Source organism: Arthrobacter sp. Y-9, assembly GCF_029690065.1.
In the GTDB taxonomy this organism is placed as follows: domain Bacteria; phylum Actinomycetota; class Actinomycetes; order Actinomycetales; family Micrococcaceae; genus Arthrobacter_E.
The window spans coordinates 2,930,210-2,946,596 of the sequence record NZ_CP121463.1; the positions used below are offsets into that span (position 1 = coordinate 2,930,210).

Annotated in this window: 12 protein-coding genes; 6 read left to right on the plus strand and 6 right to left on the minus strand. The window is 68.8% G+C overall.

Annotated elements, in window-relative coordinates:
* The first annotated feature begins 1 nt into the window (after position 1).
* Entirely contained in the window at positions 2-721 is a 720-nt protein-coding gene (locus tag P9849_RS13275; RefSeq protein ID WP_278267205.1) for an FCD domain-containing protein, read from the plus strand.
* Between the two features lie 105 nt (positions 722-826).
* Here the strand turns inward: P9849_RS13275 and P9849_RS13280 are convergent, their stop codons facing one another.
* Positions 827-2,353 carry an FAD-dependent oxidoreductase gene (locus P9849_RS13280; protein ID WP_278267206.1) on the minus strand — a complete coding sequence of 509 codons (1,527 nt, stop codon included), beginning with the start codon at positions 2,351-2,353 and terminating at the stop codon, positions 827-829.
* Between the two features lie 46 nt (positions 2,354-2,399).
* Positions 2,400-3,659 (minus strand): uroporphyrinogen-III C-methyltransferase, encoded by a 1,260-nt coding sequence (cobA, locus tag P9849_RS13285; protein ID WP_278267207.1) that lies wholly within the window; start codon positions 3,657-3,659, stop codon positions 2,400-2,402.
* Positions 3,660-3,819: 160 nt separating this feature from the next.
* Here cobA and P9849_RS13290 point away from each other — a divergent pair, with 160 nt between their 5' ends.
* Both P9849_RS13290 and P9849_RS13295 read left to right on the plus strand, forming a co-directional pair.
* On the plus strand, positions 3,820-4,377 hold the full coding sequence (locus tag P9849_RS13290) for a hypothetical protein (protein WP_278267208.1): 558 nt from the start codon (positions 3,820-3,822) through the stop codon (positions 4,375-4,377).
* A 30-nt stretch (positions 4,378-4,407) separates the two neighbouring features.
* Positions 4,408-4,869, plus strand: coding sequence for an SRPBCC family protein (locus P9849_RS13295; RefSeq protein WP_278267209.1), 462 nt, complete (start codon positions 4,408-4,410; stop codon positions 4,867-4,869).
* A 169-nt stretch (positions 4,870-5,038) separates the two neighbouring features.
* On the opposite strand, the gene P9849_RS13300 is transcribed toward P9849_RS13295, so the two are convergent.
* Positions 5,039-5,323 carry a pyrimidine/purine nucleoside phosphorylase gene (locus tag P9849_RS13300; RefSeq protein ID WP_278267210.1) on the minus strand — a complete coding sequence of 95 codons (285 nt, stop codon included), beginning with the start codon at positions 5,321-5,323 and terminating at the stop codon, positions 5,039-5,041.
* A 53-nt stretch (positions 5,324-5,376) separates the two neighbouring features.
* The gene (locus P9849_RS13305; protein ID WP_278267211.1) at positions 5,377-6,393 is read right to left on the minus strand and encodes a DMT family transporter; all 1,017 of its coding nucleotides are present in this window, start codon (positions 6,391-6,393) and stop codon (positions 5,377-5,379) included.
* Positions 6,394-6,462: 69 nt separating this feature from the next.
* Between P9849_RS13305 and P9849_RS13310 the strand changes: the two genes are divergently transcribed.
* Positions 6,463-7,326, plus strand: coding sequence for a LysR family transcriptional regulator (locus P9849_RS13310; protein ID WP_278267212.1), 864 nt, complete (start codon positions 6,463-6,465; stop codon positions 7,324-7,326).
* A 108-nt stretch (positions 7,327-7,434) separates the two neighbouring features.
* Here the strand turns inward: P9849_RS13310 and P9849_RS13315 are convergent, their stop codons facing one another.
* Positions 7,435-8,451 carry an LLM class flavin-dependent oxidoreductase gene (locus P9849_RS13315; RefSeq protein WP_278267213.1) on the minus strand — a complete coding sequence of 339 codons (1,017 nt, stop codon included), beginning with the start codon at positions 8,449-8,451 and terminating at the stop codon, positions 7,435-7,437.
* Positions 8,452-8,660: 209 nt separating this feature from the next.
* Here P9849_RS13315 and P9849_RS13320 point away from each other — a divergent pair, with 209 nt between their 5' ends.
* Positions 8,661-10,883, plus strand: coding sequence for a PT domain-containing protein (locus P9849_RS13320; protein WP_278267214.1), 2,223 nt, complete (start codon positions 8,661-8,663; stop codon positions 10,881-10,883).
* A gap of 148 nt (positions 10,884-11,031) precedes the next feature.
* Here the strand turns inward: P9849_RS13320 and P9849_RS13325 are convergent, their stop codons facing one another.
* On the minus strand, positions 11,032-12,294 hold the full coding sequence (locus P9849_RS13325; protein ID WP_278267215.1) for an alpha-L-fucosidase: 1,263 nt from the start codon (positions 12,292-12,294) through the stop codon (positions 11,032-11,034).
* Between the two features lie 213 nt (positions 12,295-12,507).
* Here P9849_RS13325 and P9849_RS13330 point away from each other — a divergent pair, with 213 nt between their 5' ends.
* The gene (locus P9849_RS13330) at positions 12,508-16,368 is read left to right on the plus strand and encodes an NPCBM/NEW2 domain-containing protein (protein WP_278267216.1); all 3,861 of its coding nucleotides are present in this window, start codon (positions 12,508-12,510) and stop codon (positions 16,366-16,368) included.
* The last annotated feature ends 19 nt before the right edge of the window (positions 16,369-16,387 follow it).

Sequence of the window (16,387 nt, forward strand, 5' to 3'; positions counted from 1 at the left end):
AGTGACCACCGCTCGGAACACGTCGAAGTCCGCCACCCCCGCCGGCGGCCTGCATCACCCCGAGGGACGGCAGCCGCTGGCGGCCGCCGTCGCGCGGCAGCTCCGCGAGGCGATCGCGTCCGGCGCGTGGGAGATCGGGCAGCGGATCCCCACCGAATCGGAGCTCATGGAGCGTTTCCAGGTTTCCCGCGGCACCCTGCGGGAAGGCATCAAGGCCCTGGCCCACGCCGGGGTCCTGGAGGTCCGGCAGGGCGACGGCACCTACGTCCGTGCCCGCAGCGAGCTCGAAGGCACGGCCAGCAGGAGCGTCGGCGAGCACACGGCCGCCCATGTGTTCGAGGTCCGTCAGGTCCTGGACACCCAGGCCGCGCGGCTCGCAGCCCAGCGCGCGGAGGCCCCGGGCATCGAGGAACTGCAGCGCATCCTGGACGCCTCGCTCGAGGCATGGCACGCCGGCAGGATCGCCGAGTGGGCGGATCTGGACTGGGAGTTCCACCGCGGCGTGGCCCGGCTCAGCGGCAACCCGCTGCTGGAACAGCTGTATTCGGGCTTCGCAGGGGCCTTCAAGCGCGATCTGCTCAACCAGTCGGAGCACCGGGACTTCGACCCCAGCCTCCAGCCGGGGCACCAGGACCTCCTCACGGCCCTCGCCTCCGGCGACCCGGAGACCGCGGAACGGAGCGTCCGCTGCGGCCTGGAGATCGCCGAATCCCGGAGCTGAGTGCGCTGTTAACGACGTTGAGTGCTCAGTTGTTGCGGGTGTTCGGCGGAAACACCCGCAACAACTGGGCACTCAACGTGCCCAACGTGCGGCGCCGTGCGGAGGTCAGGAGCCGACGACGGCGCCCGCCCCGTCGCGCGAGATGCTCACCATCTCCTCGCGGGACACGACCTTGATGCGCTCGCGCTCGACGCTCACCCCGTGCGAGCCGCCGCCGGCCGTGGCCTCGGCGCCGAGTGCGCGCTCGTGGGCGTCCAGACGGTTCCAGCCATCCCAGCTCGTGTACTGCACGCCGCGGCTTTCGAGCAACGCGACCACGGCGTTCTCCGCGGCGTCGTCCGCCACGGGGAGGGCCGTGCGGTCCTCCAGCAGGTGGGTGATGGTTTCGAGGGCGTCACCCTTGGTGTGGCCGATGAGACCGACCGGTCCGCGCTTGATCCAGCCCGTGGCGTAGACGCCCGGCACCGGGGCTCCCGAGGCGTCGAGGACGCGGCCGCCGTCGTTGATCACGACGCCCTTGCGGTGGTCGAACTCGACGCCCGGCAGGGGCGAACCGAAGTAGCCGATGGTCCGGTAGACCGCCTGAACCGGGTAATCCACGTACTCGCCGGTGCCGCGGGCGTTGCCCGTGCCGTCGAGCTCGGTGCGCTCGAAGCGGATGCCGGCCACCTTGCCCGGGGTTTCCGGGGAGTCGGTGATCTCCACCGGGGAGTGCAGGAAGTGCAGGTGCAGGCGGCGGGACGCGGTCAGCTCGGAGAGGTCCTCGGGCTGCTCGGCGAACCAGTTGGTCAGCGTCCCGACCATGGTCTTGATCTGGTTGTTGCTCTGGATCGCCTCATCGGAGGCCTCGTCGAACTCGAAGTCCTCGGCGTAGAGGATGATGTCCACGTCCTGGGAGTGGGACAGCTCGCGCAGTTCCAGCGGGGTGAACTTGATCTGGGCGGGACCGCGGCGCCCGAAGACGTGGACATCCGTCACCGGGCTCGCCTTCAGGCCGGCGTAGACGTTGTCCGGGATCTCGGTGACCAGCAGGTCGTCCGCGTGCTTCGACAGGACGCGCGCGACGTCCAGCGCGACGTTGCCGTTGCCGATGACCGCGACCTCCTTGGCCTCGAGCGGCCACTCGCGCGGGACGTCCGGGTGGCCGTCGTACCAGGAGACGAAGTCCGCGCCGCCGAAGGAGCCTTCCAGCTCGACGCCGGGAATGTTGAGGTCCGCGTCCTTGATGGCGCCCGTGGCGAAGATGACGGCGTCGTAGTGCTTCCGCAGGTCCTCCAGGGAAAGGTCCGTGCCGTAGTCGACGTTGCCGAAGAAGCGGATGTCGCCGCGGTCCAGCACCTTGTGCAAAGCGTTCACGATGCCCTTGATCCGAGGGTGGTCCGGGGCCACGCCATAGCGGATCAGGCCGTACGGCGCCGGGTAGCGGTCGAACAGGTCGATGCTGACGGTGAGCTCCCCGCTCTTGACCTCATCGCTCTTGGTGAGGATGTCCGCGGCGTAGACGCCGGCCGGACCGGAGCCGATGACGGCGACGCGCAGCGGGCGCTCCGCGGAGCCGACGGCTGCGTTCGAGGGGGTGGGGAGTTCTGACACGGCTGTGTTCCTTTCGTCGACTGCTCCATAGGATGTCATTCCAGCCTGGGATTCCGGCGAGAACGACGTCCTGTGGAGCACTCGATCAGAGTGCATGAGTGGGGGTGAGGCGAAGATGCTCGGGGGCATAGGGGCTGAGCCGGACGACGTCCCCCACCACGATGACGGCGGGATTCTCGACCCCGACGTCGGCGGCGCGGTCCGCGATGTCCGCGACGGTCGCCACGGTGACCCGCTGATCCGGCGCGTAGCCGCGCTCCACGATCGCCACGGGGGTGTCCCGCGGGAGCCCTGAGCTGGCGAGGGTGTCCATCGACCGGGACAGGGCCTTGACGCCCATGAGGAGGACCACGGTGTGGTCCGGCCGGGCGGGCAGGCTGCCCAGTTCGTCGTGGCCCGTGACGACGGAGAAGCCCGTGGCCAGCCCGCGATGCGTCACCGGGATGCCGGCCGCAGCGGGCACGGAGATCGCAGAGGTGACGCCCGGGACCACCTGGACGTCGACGTCGTGCTCGCGGCAGAAGGCGAGCTCTTCGCCGCCGCGGCCGAGGACGTACGGGTCGCCGCCCTTGAGCCGGACCACGTGGTTCCCCGCGAGCGCCTCGCGGACCAGAATGCGGTTGATCTCGTCCTGCGGGACAGGGTGATGGCCGGGGGTTTTGCCCACTTCGATCACGCGGACGTCCTCCGGCAGACCGTCCAGGACGGAGCGCGGGCCGAGGCGATCGGCCACGACGACGTCGGCCTCCGCCAGGAGCTGCCGGGCGCGGACGGTCATGAGGCCGGGATCGCCCGGGCCGCCGCCGACGAGCGCGACGCTTCCCTTGGCCCGGCTCGTGACCTGACCGCCGCGCGGGGTGCCCCGGCGGTGGTGGCGGAGCGGCAGGGCGCCTTCGTCGAGGGCCGCGGCGACGGCGTCGCGCACGGCCATCGCACGGCGGGGATCCGCTCCGGCGTTGACCGCGATCTTCACGTCGTCCACGCTGGCGACGGCGGGCGTCCAGGCGGCTGAGCTCTCGTGATCCCCGGCATTGACGCACCAGATCCGTCGGGCCTCGGAGTCGGCCGCGACCTGGGCGTCCACCGCGGGGTCGCCCGTGGCGGTCTGGACGAACCAGGGGGTGTCGAGGTCTTCGGTGCGGTAGCCGCGGGCCTCCCAGCGGAGGAGTCCGGCGTCGGCAAGGTCGCGGATCGTCTCCACCGCTTCGGGGGCGACCACCGTGACCCGGGCTCCGGCGTCGAGCAGGCCCTTGGCACGTCGCGCGGCGACCTTGCCGCCGCCGACCACCAGCACCGGGCGGCCGAGAAGGCGCAGTGCCGTGGGATAGATGTCCATCAGAGCCATGCGAAAACCATAGGGGTGACGCGTAACACTCATCAAAGCTGCCGAAACGGCGGTTCACGCAAGGTCACGGAAGGACACATAGCGCCGCGGCTGTCGCCGAATTGATGTCAGACCACCGGGCCATGCTGGACCCAACAGAAGCGCACTCTTAGGAGAAACCATGGAAATCATGTCACCGAAACAACTCGCGGCACATTGCCTTCAACAGAACCTGGCACCCGATCACGCGTGGAATCTCGTCAAGCGAGTGTGGGCCTGGGACACCGATGAACTGCCGTGGGACGACGCACCCCTTGGTGACTGCGAAACCCGCCTGACGATGGTGGCCCAGTGCATCTTCCTCTCGCGCGTCACTGCATTGCTCACAGGCTCGGATCGAGAGGAAGACGACGAAGAGAGTATCGAACTCACGTGTCAGGACATCGGGGTGAATCCCATGGCACTGGGAGCCATCGCGTTCTCCCACGGAGCGTTGACGGAGGAGCGGATGTTTGAAGAATCACTGATTCTTCAAACTGCTCGTCAGCTCGTCCCGAACGCGCTGCAAGTGCTCGATATGGATGCCTCGGGTTTGCTCTTCGCGGTTTTTCAAACCCAGTTCGAAAGGGAGGACGCAGCAGATGCCGAGGAAGCTGCGGGACGCAGGATGAACGCTCTCCGTGTTGACGATCATCGAGCCTTTGAATACGCCGATGACCTGCTGCGCATGCGCCAATGAAGAGCCCCAAGACCACGTAGGCTACCTCCCGTGATCAGCTTCAGCGAGGAGATCCGCATCGCCGCGCGGCCGGACAAGGTCTTCGGCCTGTCCCTCGACGTCGACGCCCATACCCGTTCCATGGCCGATTCGGGCGAGCGCGCCGTGGCCGGAGTGACGACGGGCCGTATGGGACCGGGCGACACCGTGACCTGGCAGGCCCGGCATTTCGGGGTCCCGATCCGCATGACGTCCCGGATCACGGAGTACCGCGAACCGTCGCACTTCGTGGACGAACAGCTCCGCGGACCGTTCAGGTTCTGGCGCCACGAGCACCGTTTCACGCCCGACGACGGCGGCACCCTCCTGCGCGACGACATCACCTTCGCCGCCCCGCTGGGTCCGCTCGGCCGCCTCGCCGAACTGCTGGTCCTCCGCTGGTACATGCCGCAGCTGATCCGGCAGCGGAACGAGTTCCTCAAAGCGGCGGCCGAGGGCGGTCCGCCGATCTGACGGGACCGGGTCTGACGGGACCGGGCCGGGTCGCACGCGGGCAATCCGCCGAAACAGTGAGTTTGCGCTGAAACAGTGAGCTTGACGCACTGTTTCAGCGCAAACTCACTGTTTCACCGGGGCGCTCTCTCCGCAGCGACGCAGTACCCGCGTGTATTACCCCTGCGTATTACTCGTACGAGCAGATGTAGGCCACGGGATCGCTGGTCATGACGGTGAAGGACACCCCGGCCTCGACCTCGAACACCGAGCCTGCCTCATAGCGGACCCACTCCCCACTCTCGGCCGGGACCTTCACGTCCCAGCTGCCGCGCACCAGCTGCATGCGCTCCGGGGAGGACGTGCCGAAGGTCCACTCGCCCGGGGCGATGACGCCGACCGTGAACTTCCCCTCGTCGTCCCCGGAGCCCAGGCTGCGGACGTTGCCGTCGAAGTATTCGTGCTGGCTGATCATGGGGGCTCCTTCAGTGCGGGCCCGGCGGTCCGGCCGGGCGACTGTCCCCCACGTTAGGACGGACGGCTCTCCGCTCCAATCGCCGTCCGGATTGTTGCGGGGCCGTCCGCGACGGACGCAGCCGCCGTCGCGGGTTCAGCCGGGACGGCGGGCGGTCGGACCGCCGCGGCGCGGTGCGCCGTGACGATCCCGGCGATGACGACCAGACATCCGACCGGCTGGTTCCAGCTCAGCCGTTCGTCGAGGAGCACGATGCCGAGCAGCACCGCGACCAACGGACTCACATAGGTGACGGTCGACGCCCGGATGGCGCCCCACTGCGACACGATGGCGGTGTTCAGGATGTACGCCACACCCGTCCCGAGCGATCCGAGAAGGACCAGGCAGATCACCGCCACGGGGTTGAGCGCGAGGTGGGCTGCGGCGGGCGACGCCCACACGACGAACGGGAAGGTGACCAGCGCGACGCCGGCCGCGAGCGTCAGCTGCACCGTCGCCACGGTGATGGAGTCGTAGTGATGCTTCCCGATCACGAACCGGCGCATGTAGGCGAAGCCGAGTCCGTAGCATCCGGCGGCGCCCAGGCACGCGAGCTGAGCGGGCAGCGAACCGAGCAGGGCGGGGTCGCCCGCCATGGTCCACGGAGCGATCACGAGCACCACGCCCGCCCCTCCCACCGCGACGCCCAGAGCCTGCCCTTTCGTGAGGTGTTCGGAGGGCAGGACGGCGGCGATGGCGAGTGCGGTCATGAGGGGTGTGGCCGCGTTCAGGATCGCGGAGAGGCCGGACGGAAGTGATTCCCCGGCCCAGGCGAACAGGCTGAACGGCAGCACGCAGAGGAGCAGGCCCACCATGATCATGTGGCCCCAGAAGCGCCGCTCACGGGGCCAGACGCGTCCACTGAGCACCATCACGAGGCACAGTGTCACGGCTCCGAGGACGACCCGCCCCAGCACGACCTGTGCCGGGGTGAAGGCGGTCAGAGATTCCTTGATGAAGAGGAAGCTGGAGCCCCAGACGAGCGCCAGGATGATGAAGGCGGCGACGGTGCCGAACCGGCGAGTGTTCATGAGTCAACCATCGAACCTGATACTTCATGAAGCAAATACATCGAACTCATTTGGGCATACCCTGAATGCATGGCACCCACGGTTCCTCAATTGCGGACTCTGCTGGCGGTGGTGGACACGGGATCGTTCACCGCGGCGGCCCAGACTCTCAGCGTCAGCCAGTCCGCAGTTTCCCGGACGCTCCGGGCCCTCGAAGACGACATCGGGGGCCTCCTCCTCGACCGGGACCGCGCCAATGCCCCCACGGCCCTCGCCGCCGACGTGCTCCCGCACACCCGTGCCGCCGTCGCCGCTCTGGATGCGCTGTCCGCACGGGTCCGGGCCCGTTCCGGCGTCCCCGTGGGCCGGATCCGTCTCGGCACCGTTCCAACCGTGATGCAAGGGCTGCTCCCGGAACTGCTCAGCGCGTGGCAGGCTCGCCTGCCCAAGGTCGAGGTCAGCCTGTTCGAGGGCGACGACGAGGAGATCCCGGAGTGGCTCGAGACCGGCATCGTGGACGCCGGCATCCTCGTGGACCCGCCCACCGACCCTCCGGGGTCGCTCCTGGTGGGCGAGGACGAGTACCGCGCCATCGTGCGCCGGGACCATCCCTACGCCGACGAGACCTCTATCCCCCTGGAGGAACTGCTGGAGGACGGTCTCATCACCAGCATGGGCGGTTGCGAGACACAGGTGCGCCGGATCCACCGGATCGCGGGGGTCCCCTTCACCTCGCGGCAGCAGGTCCGGGAGCTCGCCACGCTCATCACCATGGTGCACGAGGGAATGGGCGTTGCGATCATGCCAGGGCTCGGCGAGGGCCTGCTGCCCCCGGCCCTCCGCATGGTGCGCCTCGAGCCGACCGTGAGCCGGCGGCTGGTTCTGACGGGTCCCAGCACCCGGGCGTGGAGCCCGATCGCCGAGGCGATGGTCAGCTCGCTGCGGGCGGAGTGACGGGCGCCGTCGTCGCACCCTCTCCTGGATCGACTGCTCCCTAGGATGTCGCTCCACGCCTGACAACACCCAGAACGACATCCTGTGGAGCAGTCGATGGGGTGGTGATCAGCCCTGTCCGAAGACGTGCTTGACGATGTTGCCGAGCAGCGCCGCGTTGTAGTCGACGCCGAGCTGGTTCGGGATGGTCACCAGGACGGTGTCGGCCTCCTGCACGGCCTCGTCGCGGGCGAGTTCCTCGGCCAGCTGGTCGGGCTCCCCGATGTAGGAGCGGCCGAAGCGGGACACGGCCCCGTCCAGCCACCCGACCTGGTCGCGGCCTTCGACCTGACCGCGCAGACCGAAGTAGTGGTGGTCCTCCTCCGATACGAGCGGGATGATGCTGCGGCTCACCGAGACGCGCGGCGTCCAGTCGTGACCCGCATCCTTCCAGGCCTCGCGGAACACCCGGATCTGCTCGGCCTGCAGCTGGTCGAACGGCACTCCCGTGTCCTCGGTGAGGAGGGTCGAGCTCATGAGGTTCATGCCCTGCTCAGCGGCCCAGACCGCCGTCGCGCGGGTGCCGGCGCCCCACCAGATGCGGCGTTCGAGGCCCGGTGACTGCGGTTCGACCGGCAGCAACAGACCCGGACGGCCGTTGCCGGCATCAGCCGGAGCGATCCCGGCCCCGGTGATCGCGCGGCGGAAGAGCTCCGTGTGGCGACGGGCCATGTCAGCGGGGGTCTCGCCGTCGCGCGGGATGTAGCCGAAGTTCTCCGCCCCGTTGAGCGCGGGCTCGGGTGAACCACGGCTCACGCCGAGCTGGAGCCTGCCCTGGCTGATGAGGTCCGTTGCGGCGGCCTCCTCGGCCATGTAGAGCGGGTTCTCGTACCGCATGTCGATGACGCCCGTGCCCATTTCGAGGGTCGTGGTGCGGGCGGCGATGGCGGAGAGCAGGGGGAAGGGAGCCGCGCCCTGCCGGGCGAAGTGATGGACCCGGAAGAAGGCCCCGGCCACGCCCTGCTCCTCCGCGGCGACGGAGAGCTCGATGGCCTGCCGCAGCGACTCACCGGCGTCCTGGGTGTGCGATCCTGCGGATCGGCCGTAATGACCGAAGGACAGGAATCCGATCTTTTTGCTGTTCACGACCACGAAAACCATGCGTTTGCATGGAAAATTCCCGGGCGGGTGCGCGGCTCGCCTTTTGGCGGACGACGACGGCGGCATGCGGCTTCCACATTCCGCCCGGCCCGTCTTATCCCCATAAATCCGGGAAACCATTGTGGGATCGTCACCGATGTCCCTACGATCGTGCTGATCAGATCACTGATCACATCACTCGGGGGAGCATCTCTTTGTCATTCTTCAGGAACACCCATGCCCGGCCGCGTCCCGGCCTCGCCGCCGGATTCGTGGCGGCCACAGGCGCCATCACCTTGTTCGCAGGCCTGCTGATCGCGCCGGCCGCACAGGCCGCGCCGACCAGCGTGGCCGCCCGGTCGATCGCCGCGGAAGCGCCCACGGACGGACCCACCGGGGAACCCACCGGGGAACCCACCGGGGAGCCCACCGGGGAGCCGACCGGCGGCCCCACGGAGACCCCGGCGCACACGGACTCTCCGTCACCGGAACCGACCGGAACCATCACGCCCACCCAGGAGCCGACGGAAACGACCTCACCGACTCCGGACCCGACCGCGACGACCGAACCCACCGAGACTCCGGCGCCGAGCAATATCGCGGTTCCCGTCGTCCACGGCGAGCCGGTGGTCGGCCAGACCCTGACCTCCAAGGGAGGACTGTGGGAGGGCGCGACGAAGTTCCGCTTCATCTGGACCGTCGACGGGACGGCGGTCCAGACGACCGACCACGTCACCGGAGAGATCGACTCCCTGGTGCTGCTGCCCGGCATGGCGGGGAAGACCGTTCAGCTCACGGTGACGGCGTCCCGGGAGGACACGCCGTCCGGAACCGATGCCACGTCAGCGCCACTCGTCGTGCGCAATGCTGAGTTCACCGACCTCACCTGGAACAACGCCGTGGCGGGTCGGGCCGTCGTCGGCGAGACGCTGACGCTCGACAAGCCCGCATGGGATGACTCCGCCACGCGCGGCACCCTCCGCTACCAGTGGTTCCGGGCCGGCGTTCCGATTCCCGGCGCGACCTCGGAACAGTATGTGGTCAGCCCGGCGGACGTCGGCAAGCCCGTCCAGGCCACCATCACCCTCTCGGCCGAAGGCTTCACGGACCACGAATTCCAGTCCAGGCAGGTCACCGCCACCAGCGCCGCCTTCAGCTCGGTCTCCGTGCCGACCATCAGCGGCACGGCTCGGGTCGGCCAGGTGCAGACGGCGAACCCGGGCGTGTCCGCACCGGCCGCCTCCACCGTCACCTACCAGTGGTACCGCGGGACGACGGCGATCGCCGGTGCGGTGGGCCGGAAGTACACGACCACTGCCGCAGACAACGGGAAGCCGCTCAAGGTCCGGGTCCGGTCGGCCAAGCCCGGGTACACCTCGGTGGACCGGTTCTCCGCGGCACGGACCATCGCGATCGGACTCCTCGTGGCCACGAAGTCACCGGTGGTGACCGGAACGCATCGCTACGGCAACACCCTCCGTGTGGCCCAGGGATGGCCCGTCGGGACCACCATCCGCTATCAGTGGTACCGCAACGGCGTCGCCATCAGGGGCGCCACCGGGAGTTCGCTCTACCTGACCACGGGATACATCGGCGCCCGGGTGAACGTGAAGGTCACACTGTCCAAGCCCGGCTACGTCACACGTGCTGTCAGCACCTCGCCGATCGGCGTGGGCAAGGCCCTCTTCGTCCTCAGGGCGGCGCCGAAGGTGACAGGACGCCTCGCCCTCGGCTCCGTCCTCACGGCCTACGCGGGAAGTTACAACCCCGCCCCGAGCAGCATCACGTACCAGTGGTACCGCAACGGCTCCGCCATCGCGGGCGCCCGCGGTCGGACCTACAAGGTCAGCGCCGCCGACAACGGCCGTTCCCTCTCGGTGCGAGTGGCCGTGGGACGGGTGTACTACGACGGCAGGGCCACGATGAGTCCCGTGGTGAAGCTGCCGCTGTGGCCCGTGACCGTGCTCCGCGGTGACGGCGTGTACCGCGTCGGCACGCAGATCAAGCCCGGCCTGTACAAGGCGACGGGAACCGGAGCCGGCTGCTACTGGGCACGCCTCAGCGGATTCAGCGGTCTCCTGAAGGACGTCAAGGCCAACTACTTCGGCTCCGCACGGACCTACGTTCAGATCAACGCAGGCGATGCCGGATTCGAATCCCACGGCTGCGGCTCCTGGACCACGGTGACGCCCACGGGCCCGAGGGCCACCCGGATCACCGCGGACGGCATCTATCGGGTCGGCATCGACATCCTGCCGGGGACGTACTACGGCAGCAGCTCACACGACGGCTGCTACCTCGCCGCCCTGACCGGATTCAGCGGGACCTTCGGGGACATCGCCGAGAACTACTACGGATCAGCCGATGTGATCGCCACGGTCCCGAGCTGGATCACCGCGCTCGAAGTCCGGAACTGCGGCACCCTGACGCGGTATTGACGGACCAGTGAAGGCCCGGCGGCTTCGTAGTCGCCGGGCCTTCACGTTCCCGGGCCCTCTCCTCCTCACGCGTTGTGTGCTCAGTTGTTGCGGGTGTTGAGCGGAAAAACCCGCAACAACTGAGCACACAACGCAGGGACGGGCAGCGTCAGTCCTCCGGCCGGTGCGTCGGGGCCGCGTACGCGATCACCGGGACCGGGGCGCCCCCGGTGTCATAGGCCCGCGCGAACGCAGGCCGCGCGTCGTCGCCGTCCACTTCCACGCGCAGCCGCCGTGCGATGACCGGCGCGACGGCGTGCAGCCGCTGCACGCCGACCGTCAGACCGGAGGCGAGGACATCGCCGTCGTCGGTCAGGAGCCGATGCCGCACCACCCGCTGGCCTTCCGCCAGATCCTCCCTGAGCTCCACGTGGTCCAACGGGACATCCCGGCCGAAATCGAGGGTCCACTCCCCGGGCCCGCTCCGGAGAACCTTCGCCTCGACCGGCTTGCCGAAGCGCCGGTCCAGCTCAGCCCGGAACTCGCCAAGGCGCCGCACATCGCTCTCGGGAATCAGCCCGCGGCGATCCGGCGGAAGGTTCAGCAGGAGATTCGCCCCCATGCCGATCGACCGGTAGTGGATGGCCAGGAGGTGGTCCACGGATTTCGGCTCCTCGGACGGCTGCCAGAACCAGCCGGGCCGGAGCGAGACGTCGCATTCGGGAGGCAGGTACGCCTCCCGGCCCAGCGCGGCGGAGTCGCTCACGTAGTTCGAGACGGCCGTGGAGGAGACGACGTACTCGACCGGATCCTCGGCGAGCCCGTCCTCGTTGCCGACCCAGCGAATCGTGGCGGGGCCCATGTTGAACACCATCGCGCCGGGCTGGTGCTCGGCGATGACGGCGCCGATCCGCTCCCAGTCGTAGACCCGGCCTTCCGAACCGGCGCCGTCGAACCACAGTTCGTGCAGCGGCCCATACCGCGTGCAGAGCTCCCGCAGCTGGGCCAGGTAGAACTCGTCGTAGGCCTCCGGATCCTCGTAGCAGGCGGCGTTCCGGTCCCACGGTGAGAGGTACAGCCCGAACTTCAGCCCCGCTTCCTGGCACGCCTGCGCTACTTCCGCGACCACGTCCCCCGCGCCGCCTCGCCAGGGCGAGGACGCCACCGAATACGCGGTGGTCGCCGTGGGCCAGAGACAGAAGCCGTCGTGATGTTTCGCGGTCAGGACCACGTACTTCGCCCCGGCGAGCCGCGCCGCTCGGACCCACTGCCGCGCATCCAGCTCGGCGGGATCGAAACTCGACGCCGGCAGCGTCCCGTCACTCCATTCCTTGCCGTGGAAGGTGTTGACGCCGAAGTGGAAGAACACGCCCATCCGGTCGTGCTGCCAGGCCAGTTGCCCGGGCGTGGGGCGCAAGGGTGCCGAAGTCATGCTTCCCAGCCTAGAAACCAACCCCGGCGCCTCGGAACAACCCGAACACACCCGCGCAGCACGCCCCGGCCGGCACACCCGCCGGCACACCCGCGCCGTCGCAATGTGTGAATCGTTTCACATCAACCATTGACTCCCCGTCCCCGGCAACTGATTATTAGTGCACGGTTAACCGATTTTTTCATCACTTCAATGCATGAAGAAAGGCTGCCCATGAGACCGCACCCCGCCCGTTCCGGGGTGCACACACGGCAACGACGCCGCCACACCGGGAACCTCCTGGCCCTGGCCGCCGCCGTCACGCTCAGCTGTGCACCGCTCTCCCCGTTGTCCGCGGCCGTCGCCGCACCTGAACCCACCACCACTCCCACCACCACTGCTTCCGAGACCGGCACCCCCGTCAAGGTCAAGCCCGTGACCCCCGAGGTCCCGGTCGACCAGAGCGGCAGCACCCTCGGCGCCGTCACCGGCGTCGCCCGCGATGGCGGCACAGTGAACCTGACCGCCGAGAAGGGCGCTTTCCGGATCACCTTCCTCGACTCCAAGACCTTCCGCATCGAGGCAGCCCCCGGCGGGGCCTTCACCGATCCCGCGAACACGGACCAGGGGGACCCGGCTCAGAGTGCCGACATCGTCGTCGGCGCCAAGAGCTTCCCCGGCACCGGGCTCACGCTCAGCGAGGGTGACTGGATCACCGCCTCCACCGACGCCGTCCGCGTCGCCGTGGAGAAGTCCACCGGCCGCATCAAAGTCACCCGCCCGGACGGCAGCACCGTCTTCGAAGAGTCCGCGCCCCTGAGCTTCGGCGCCAAGAGCACCACCGAACACCTGACACCTCAGGCCGGCGAACAGTTCATCGGCGGCGGCATGCAGAACGGCCGGGCCATCCACACCGGCGCGGTCATCAACATCGCCAAGAACTTCAACTGGACCGACGACGGCTACCCCAACGCCGTGCCGTACTACATGTCCAGCAAGGGCTACGGCGTCCTCCGGGACACGTTCGCCCGCGGCAGCTACGACTTCGGCACGTCCCCGAGCACCACGCACGAAGAGAAGCGCTTCGACGCCTACTACTTCGTGGGCGACTACAAGTCGGCGCTGGACGGCTACACGCAGCTGACCGGCCGACCGATGATGCCTCCGGTCTACGCCCTCGAATACGGCGACGCCGACTGCTACAACCGCTCCAACCCGGGCTACTCCTCTTCGGGCTACGGCGACCCCGACGGCGCGAAGCAGCGCACGCCGGACGCCATCAAGACGGCGCGGCAGTTCGTCGCCCACGACATGCCTGCAGGCTGGATGCTCGTCAACGACGGCTACGGCTGCGAGTACCAGCAGCTGCCGGAGACCGTGAAGAGCATCCAGGACGAGACCCAGCTCAAGGTGGGCCTCTGGACGCAGCGCTCTCTGACCAACCAGGCCTACGAGGTCGGGCAGGCCGGCGTGCGGCTCCGGAAGCTCGACGTCGCGTGGGTCGGCTCCGGCTACCGCCAGGCGCTCACGGGCTGCGAGTCCGCCCACCAGGGCATCGAGGACAACTCCTCAGCCCGCGGCACCGCGCTCATGGTCGAAGGCTGGGCCGGTTCCCAGCGCTGCGGCATGCAGTGGACCGGCGACCACAGCGGCAACCTCGACGCGATCCGCTGGCAGGTCCCGGCCCTCACCGGCGCGGGCAACTCGGGCCTGGCGTTCACCACCGGTGACGTCGACGGCATCTTCGGCGGCTCCAAAGAGTCTTACGTCCGCGACCTGCAGTGGAAGGCCTTCGCACCGGCCCTCTACTCGATGTCCGGCTGGGCCCCGACCGACAAGCGCCCCTGGCTCTACGGCGACGACGCCACCGCGATCAACCGCAAGTACCTCCAGCTGCGGCAGCAACTCATGCCGTTCCTCTACACCCTGGCCCAGGACTCGCACTCCACGGGCGTGCCGATGATGCGGTCCATGGCGCTCGAGTTCCCGGAGCAGGCCGCGTCCTACTCCGCCGAGGCGAACCAGCAGTTCATGCTCGGCTCGGACTTCCTCGTGGCGCCGGTCTACACCCAGAGCACCGTGCGGAACGGCATCCAGCTGCCCGCCGGCCAGCAGTGGGTCGACTACTGGACCGGTAAGGTCTACGACGGCGGCCAGATCCTCAACGGTTACGACGCGCCGCTCGATCGCCTGCCGCTCTTCGTCCGCGTCGGGGCCGTGATTCCGCAGGGCAAGGTGGCCCGTAACGCCTCGCTCGTCCCCGAGGACTCGGCGGTCACGGTGGAGGCTTTCGCCAAGGGCAAGTCCACCTTCACCCTGTACGAGGACGACAAGGTCACGCGCGACTACAAGAACGGCAAGTCGGCACGGCAGACCTTCACCGTGGACGCCCCGGACTTCGGCACGGGCACCGTCAAAGTCACCGTCGGCGCGCGGGAGGGCTCCTACACCGGGATGGCCGCCGCCCGCCCGTACCTGATCAACGCCCACGTCGGGACGGCGCCGCAGCAGGTGAAGACCGGCTCCACGGTCCTCCCCCGGGTCTCCGGACAGGCTGCGCTGGATGCCGCCACCCAGGGCTGGTTCTACGACGCCGCCACCTCGGTGGTGCGGGTCAAGACCGCTCCCCTGGCGTCCTCGGCGAGCGCCACGGTCCAGCTGAAGAACGCCGGGCCCATGGCCGGGAAGACCCAGGAGGCGCAGGCCGCGGAGCTGCGGGCCGGCGTCGACAAGGAGGTGTTCCAGGGCAAGCAGACGACCTTCACCGCGCAGTTCGTGAACACCGGGACCTGGAGCAAGACGGGCGTGAAGATCACCCCCGCACTCCCGGCCGGGTGGACCCTCGTCTCGTCCTCCGGTGCGACCGCGTCCGAGGTCAAGGCCGGGCAGAGCGTCACCGCGAGCTTCACGGTGAGCCCCGGCCCGAGCGCGGCCGCCGGTTCGCAGCAATTGGCCGCGACGGCGTCGTACACGGCGCGTGACGGCAGCGCGCAGACCGTGCGCGGCGGCAACTCGATCTACGTCGCCTACGGCTCCTTGCAAGCCGCGTTCAACAACGTCGCGGTCACCACGGTGGCGAACAAGAGCACCGGGAACTTCGACGGCGGCGGGGCGAGTTTCTCCGCCGAACAGCTCGCCCAGGCGACCGTCCCGGCCGGCGGGGTGAAGCCCGGCGGCAAGGTCCCGGTCTATGCGGGGACACCCCGCGAGGTGGACTTCACCTGGCCGAGCGTCGGGCCCGACGTCCCCAACGCCACCGCACTCGACGGCCAGACCATCGCCGTGAGCGGCAAGGGCACCCACTTGGCGGTGCTCGGGTCCGCGGCGGTCGGCGGAGGGACCACCCCGGTCCTGACCCTGCGGTACACGGACGGCAGCACCGAACAGCAAGGGATCTTCTTCCCCAACTGGCTGCAGCCCAAGGAGCTGGGCGGCGGCGTGGTGGCGGTGTCCGAACAGGGCCGCAACAACGCCAATGGCGCGTCACCCGAGTACACGCAGTACAAGTACCAGGCCTTCGCGAACATGGTCCGGCTGAACCCGGCCAAGGAGCTGGCCGCCGTCGTGCTTCCGACCGACACCCGGGTGAAGTTCTTCGACTGGCAGGTGACCACCCAGCCGCTGCCCGCCGTGCCGCACGGCACCGTGTACGCGTCCGACGTCGAGTGGGTCCAGGCCGTCAACGGCTATGGCGTGATCGGCAAGGACGTGGCGAACAAGGACACGGCGACCTCGCCTGACCTGCCGCTCGCGCTGAACTACACGGATCCCGCCACGGGCGCGAGCCCCAGCTACACCAAGGGTCTCGGGGTCCACGCGGAATCCCGGATCACCTATTACCTGGGCGGGAAGTGCACGCGGTTCACCTCACAGGTCGGTCTGGAGAAGGGGTTCGCAGGGAACATCATCTTCTCCGTCAACGCCGATGGCACCTCGGCCTACACCTCACGCACCTACGTGCCCGGATTCGCCCCGGAGAGCGTGGACGTGGATCTGCGGGGTGTGAACTACCTCGACCTCGTGGTGAAGCCCTCCGGCTCCATCAACGGGGCCCACGGGGTGTGGGGCGACGCGAAGTTCCAGTGCGCCCCCTAGCGCCGGAACCCGGCTCCGC

Excerpts from the sequence above, each read along its gene's own strand:
- cobA (WP_278267207.1), bottom strand. The coding sequence starts at position 3,659 with ATGGCTCTGATGGACATCTATCCCACGGCACTGCGCCTTCTCGGCCGC.
- P9849_RS13280 (WP_278267206.1), bottom strand. The coding sequence starts at position 2,353 with ATGACATCCTATGGAGCAGTCGACGAAAGGAACACAGCCGTGTCAGAA.
- P9849_RS13325 (WP_278267215.1), bottom strand. The coding sequence starts at position 12,294 with ATGACTTCGGCACCCTTGCGCCCCACGCCCGGGCAACTGGCCTGGCAG.
- P9849_RS13300 (WP_278267210.1), bottom strand. The coding sequence starts at position 5,323 with ATGATCAGCCAGCACGAATACTTCGACGGCAACGTCCGCAGCCTGGGC.
- P9849_RS13330 (WP_278267216.1), top strand. The coding sequence starts at position 12,508 with ATGAGACCGCACCCCGCCCGTTCCGGGGTGCACACACGGCAACGACGC.
- P9849_RS13310 (WP_278267212.1), top strand. The coding sequence starts at position 6,463 with ATGGCACCCACGGTTCCTCAATTGCGGACTCTGCTGGCGGTGGTGGAC.
- P9849_RS13305 (WP_278267211.1), bottom strand. The coding sequence starts at position 6,393 with ATGAACACTCGCCGGTTCGGCACCGTCGCCGCCTTCATCATCCTGGCG.
- P9849_RS13290 (WP_278267208.1), top strand. The coding sequence starts at position 3,820 with ATGGAAATCATGTCACCGAAACAACTCGCGGCACATTGCCTTCAACAG.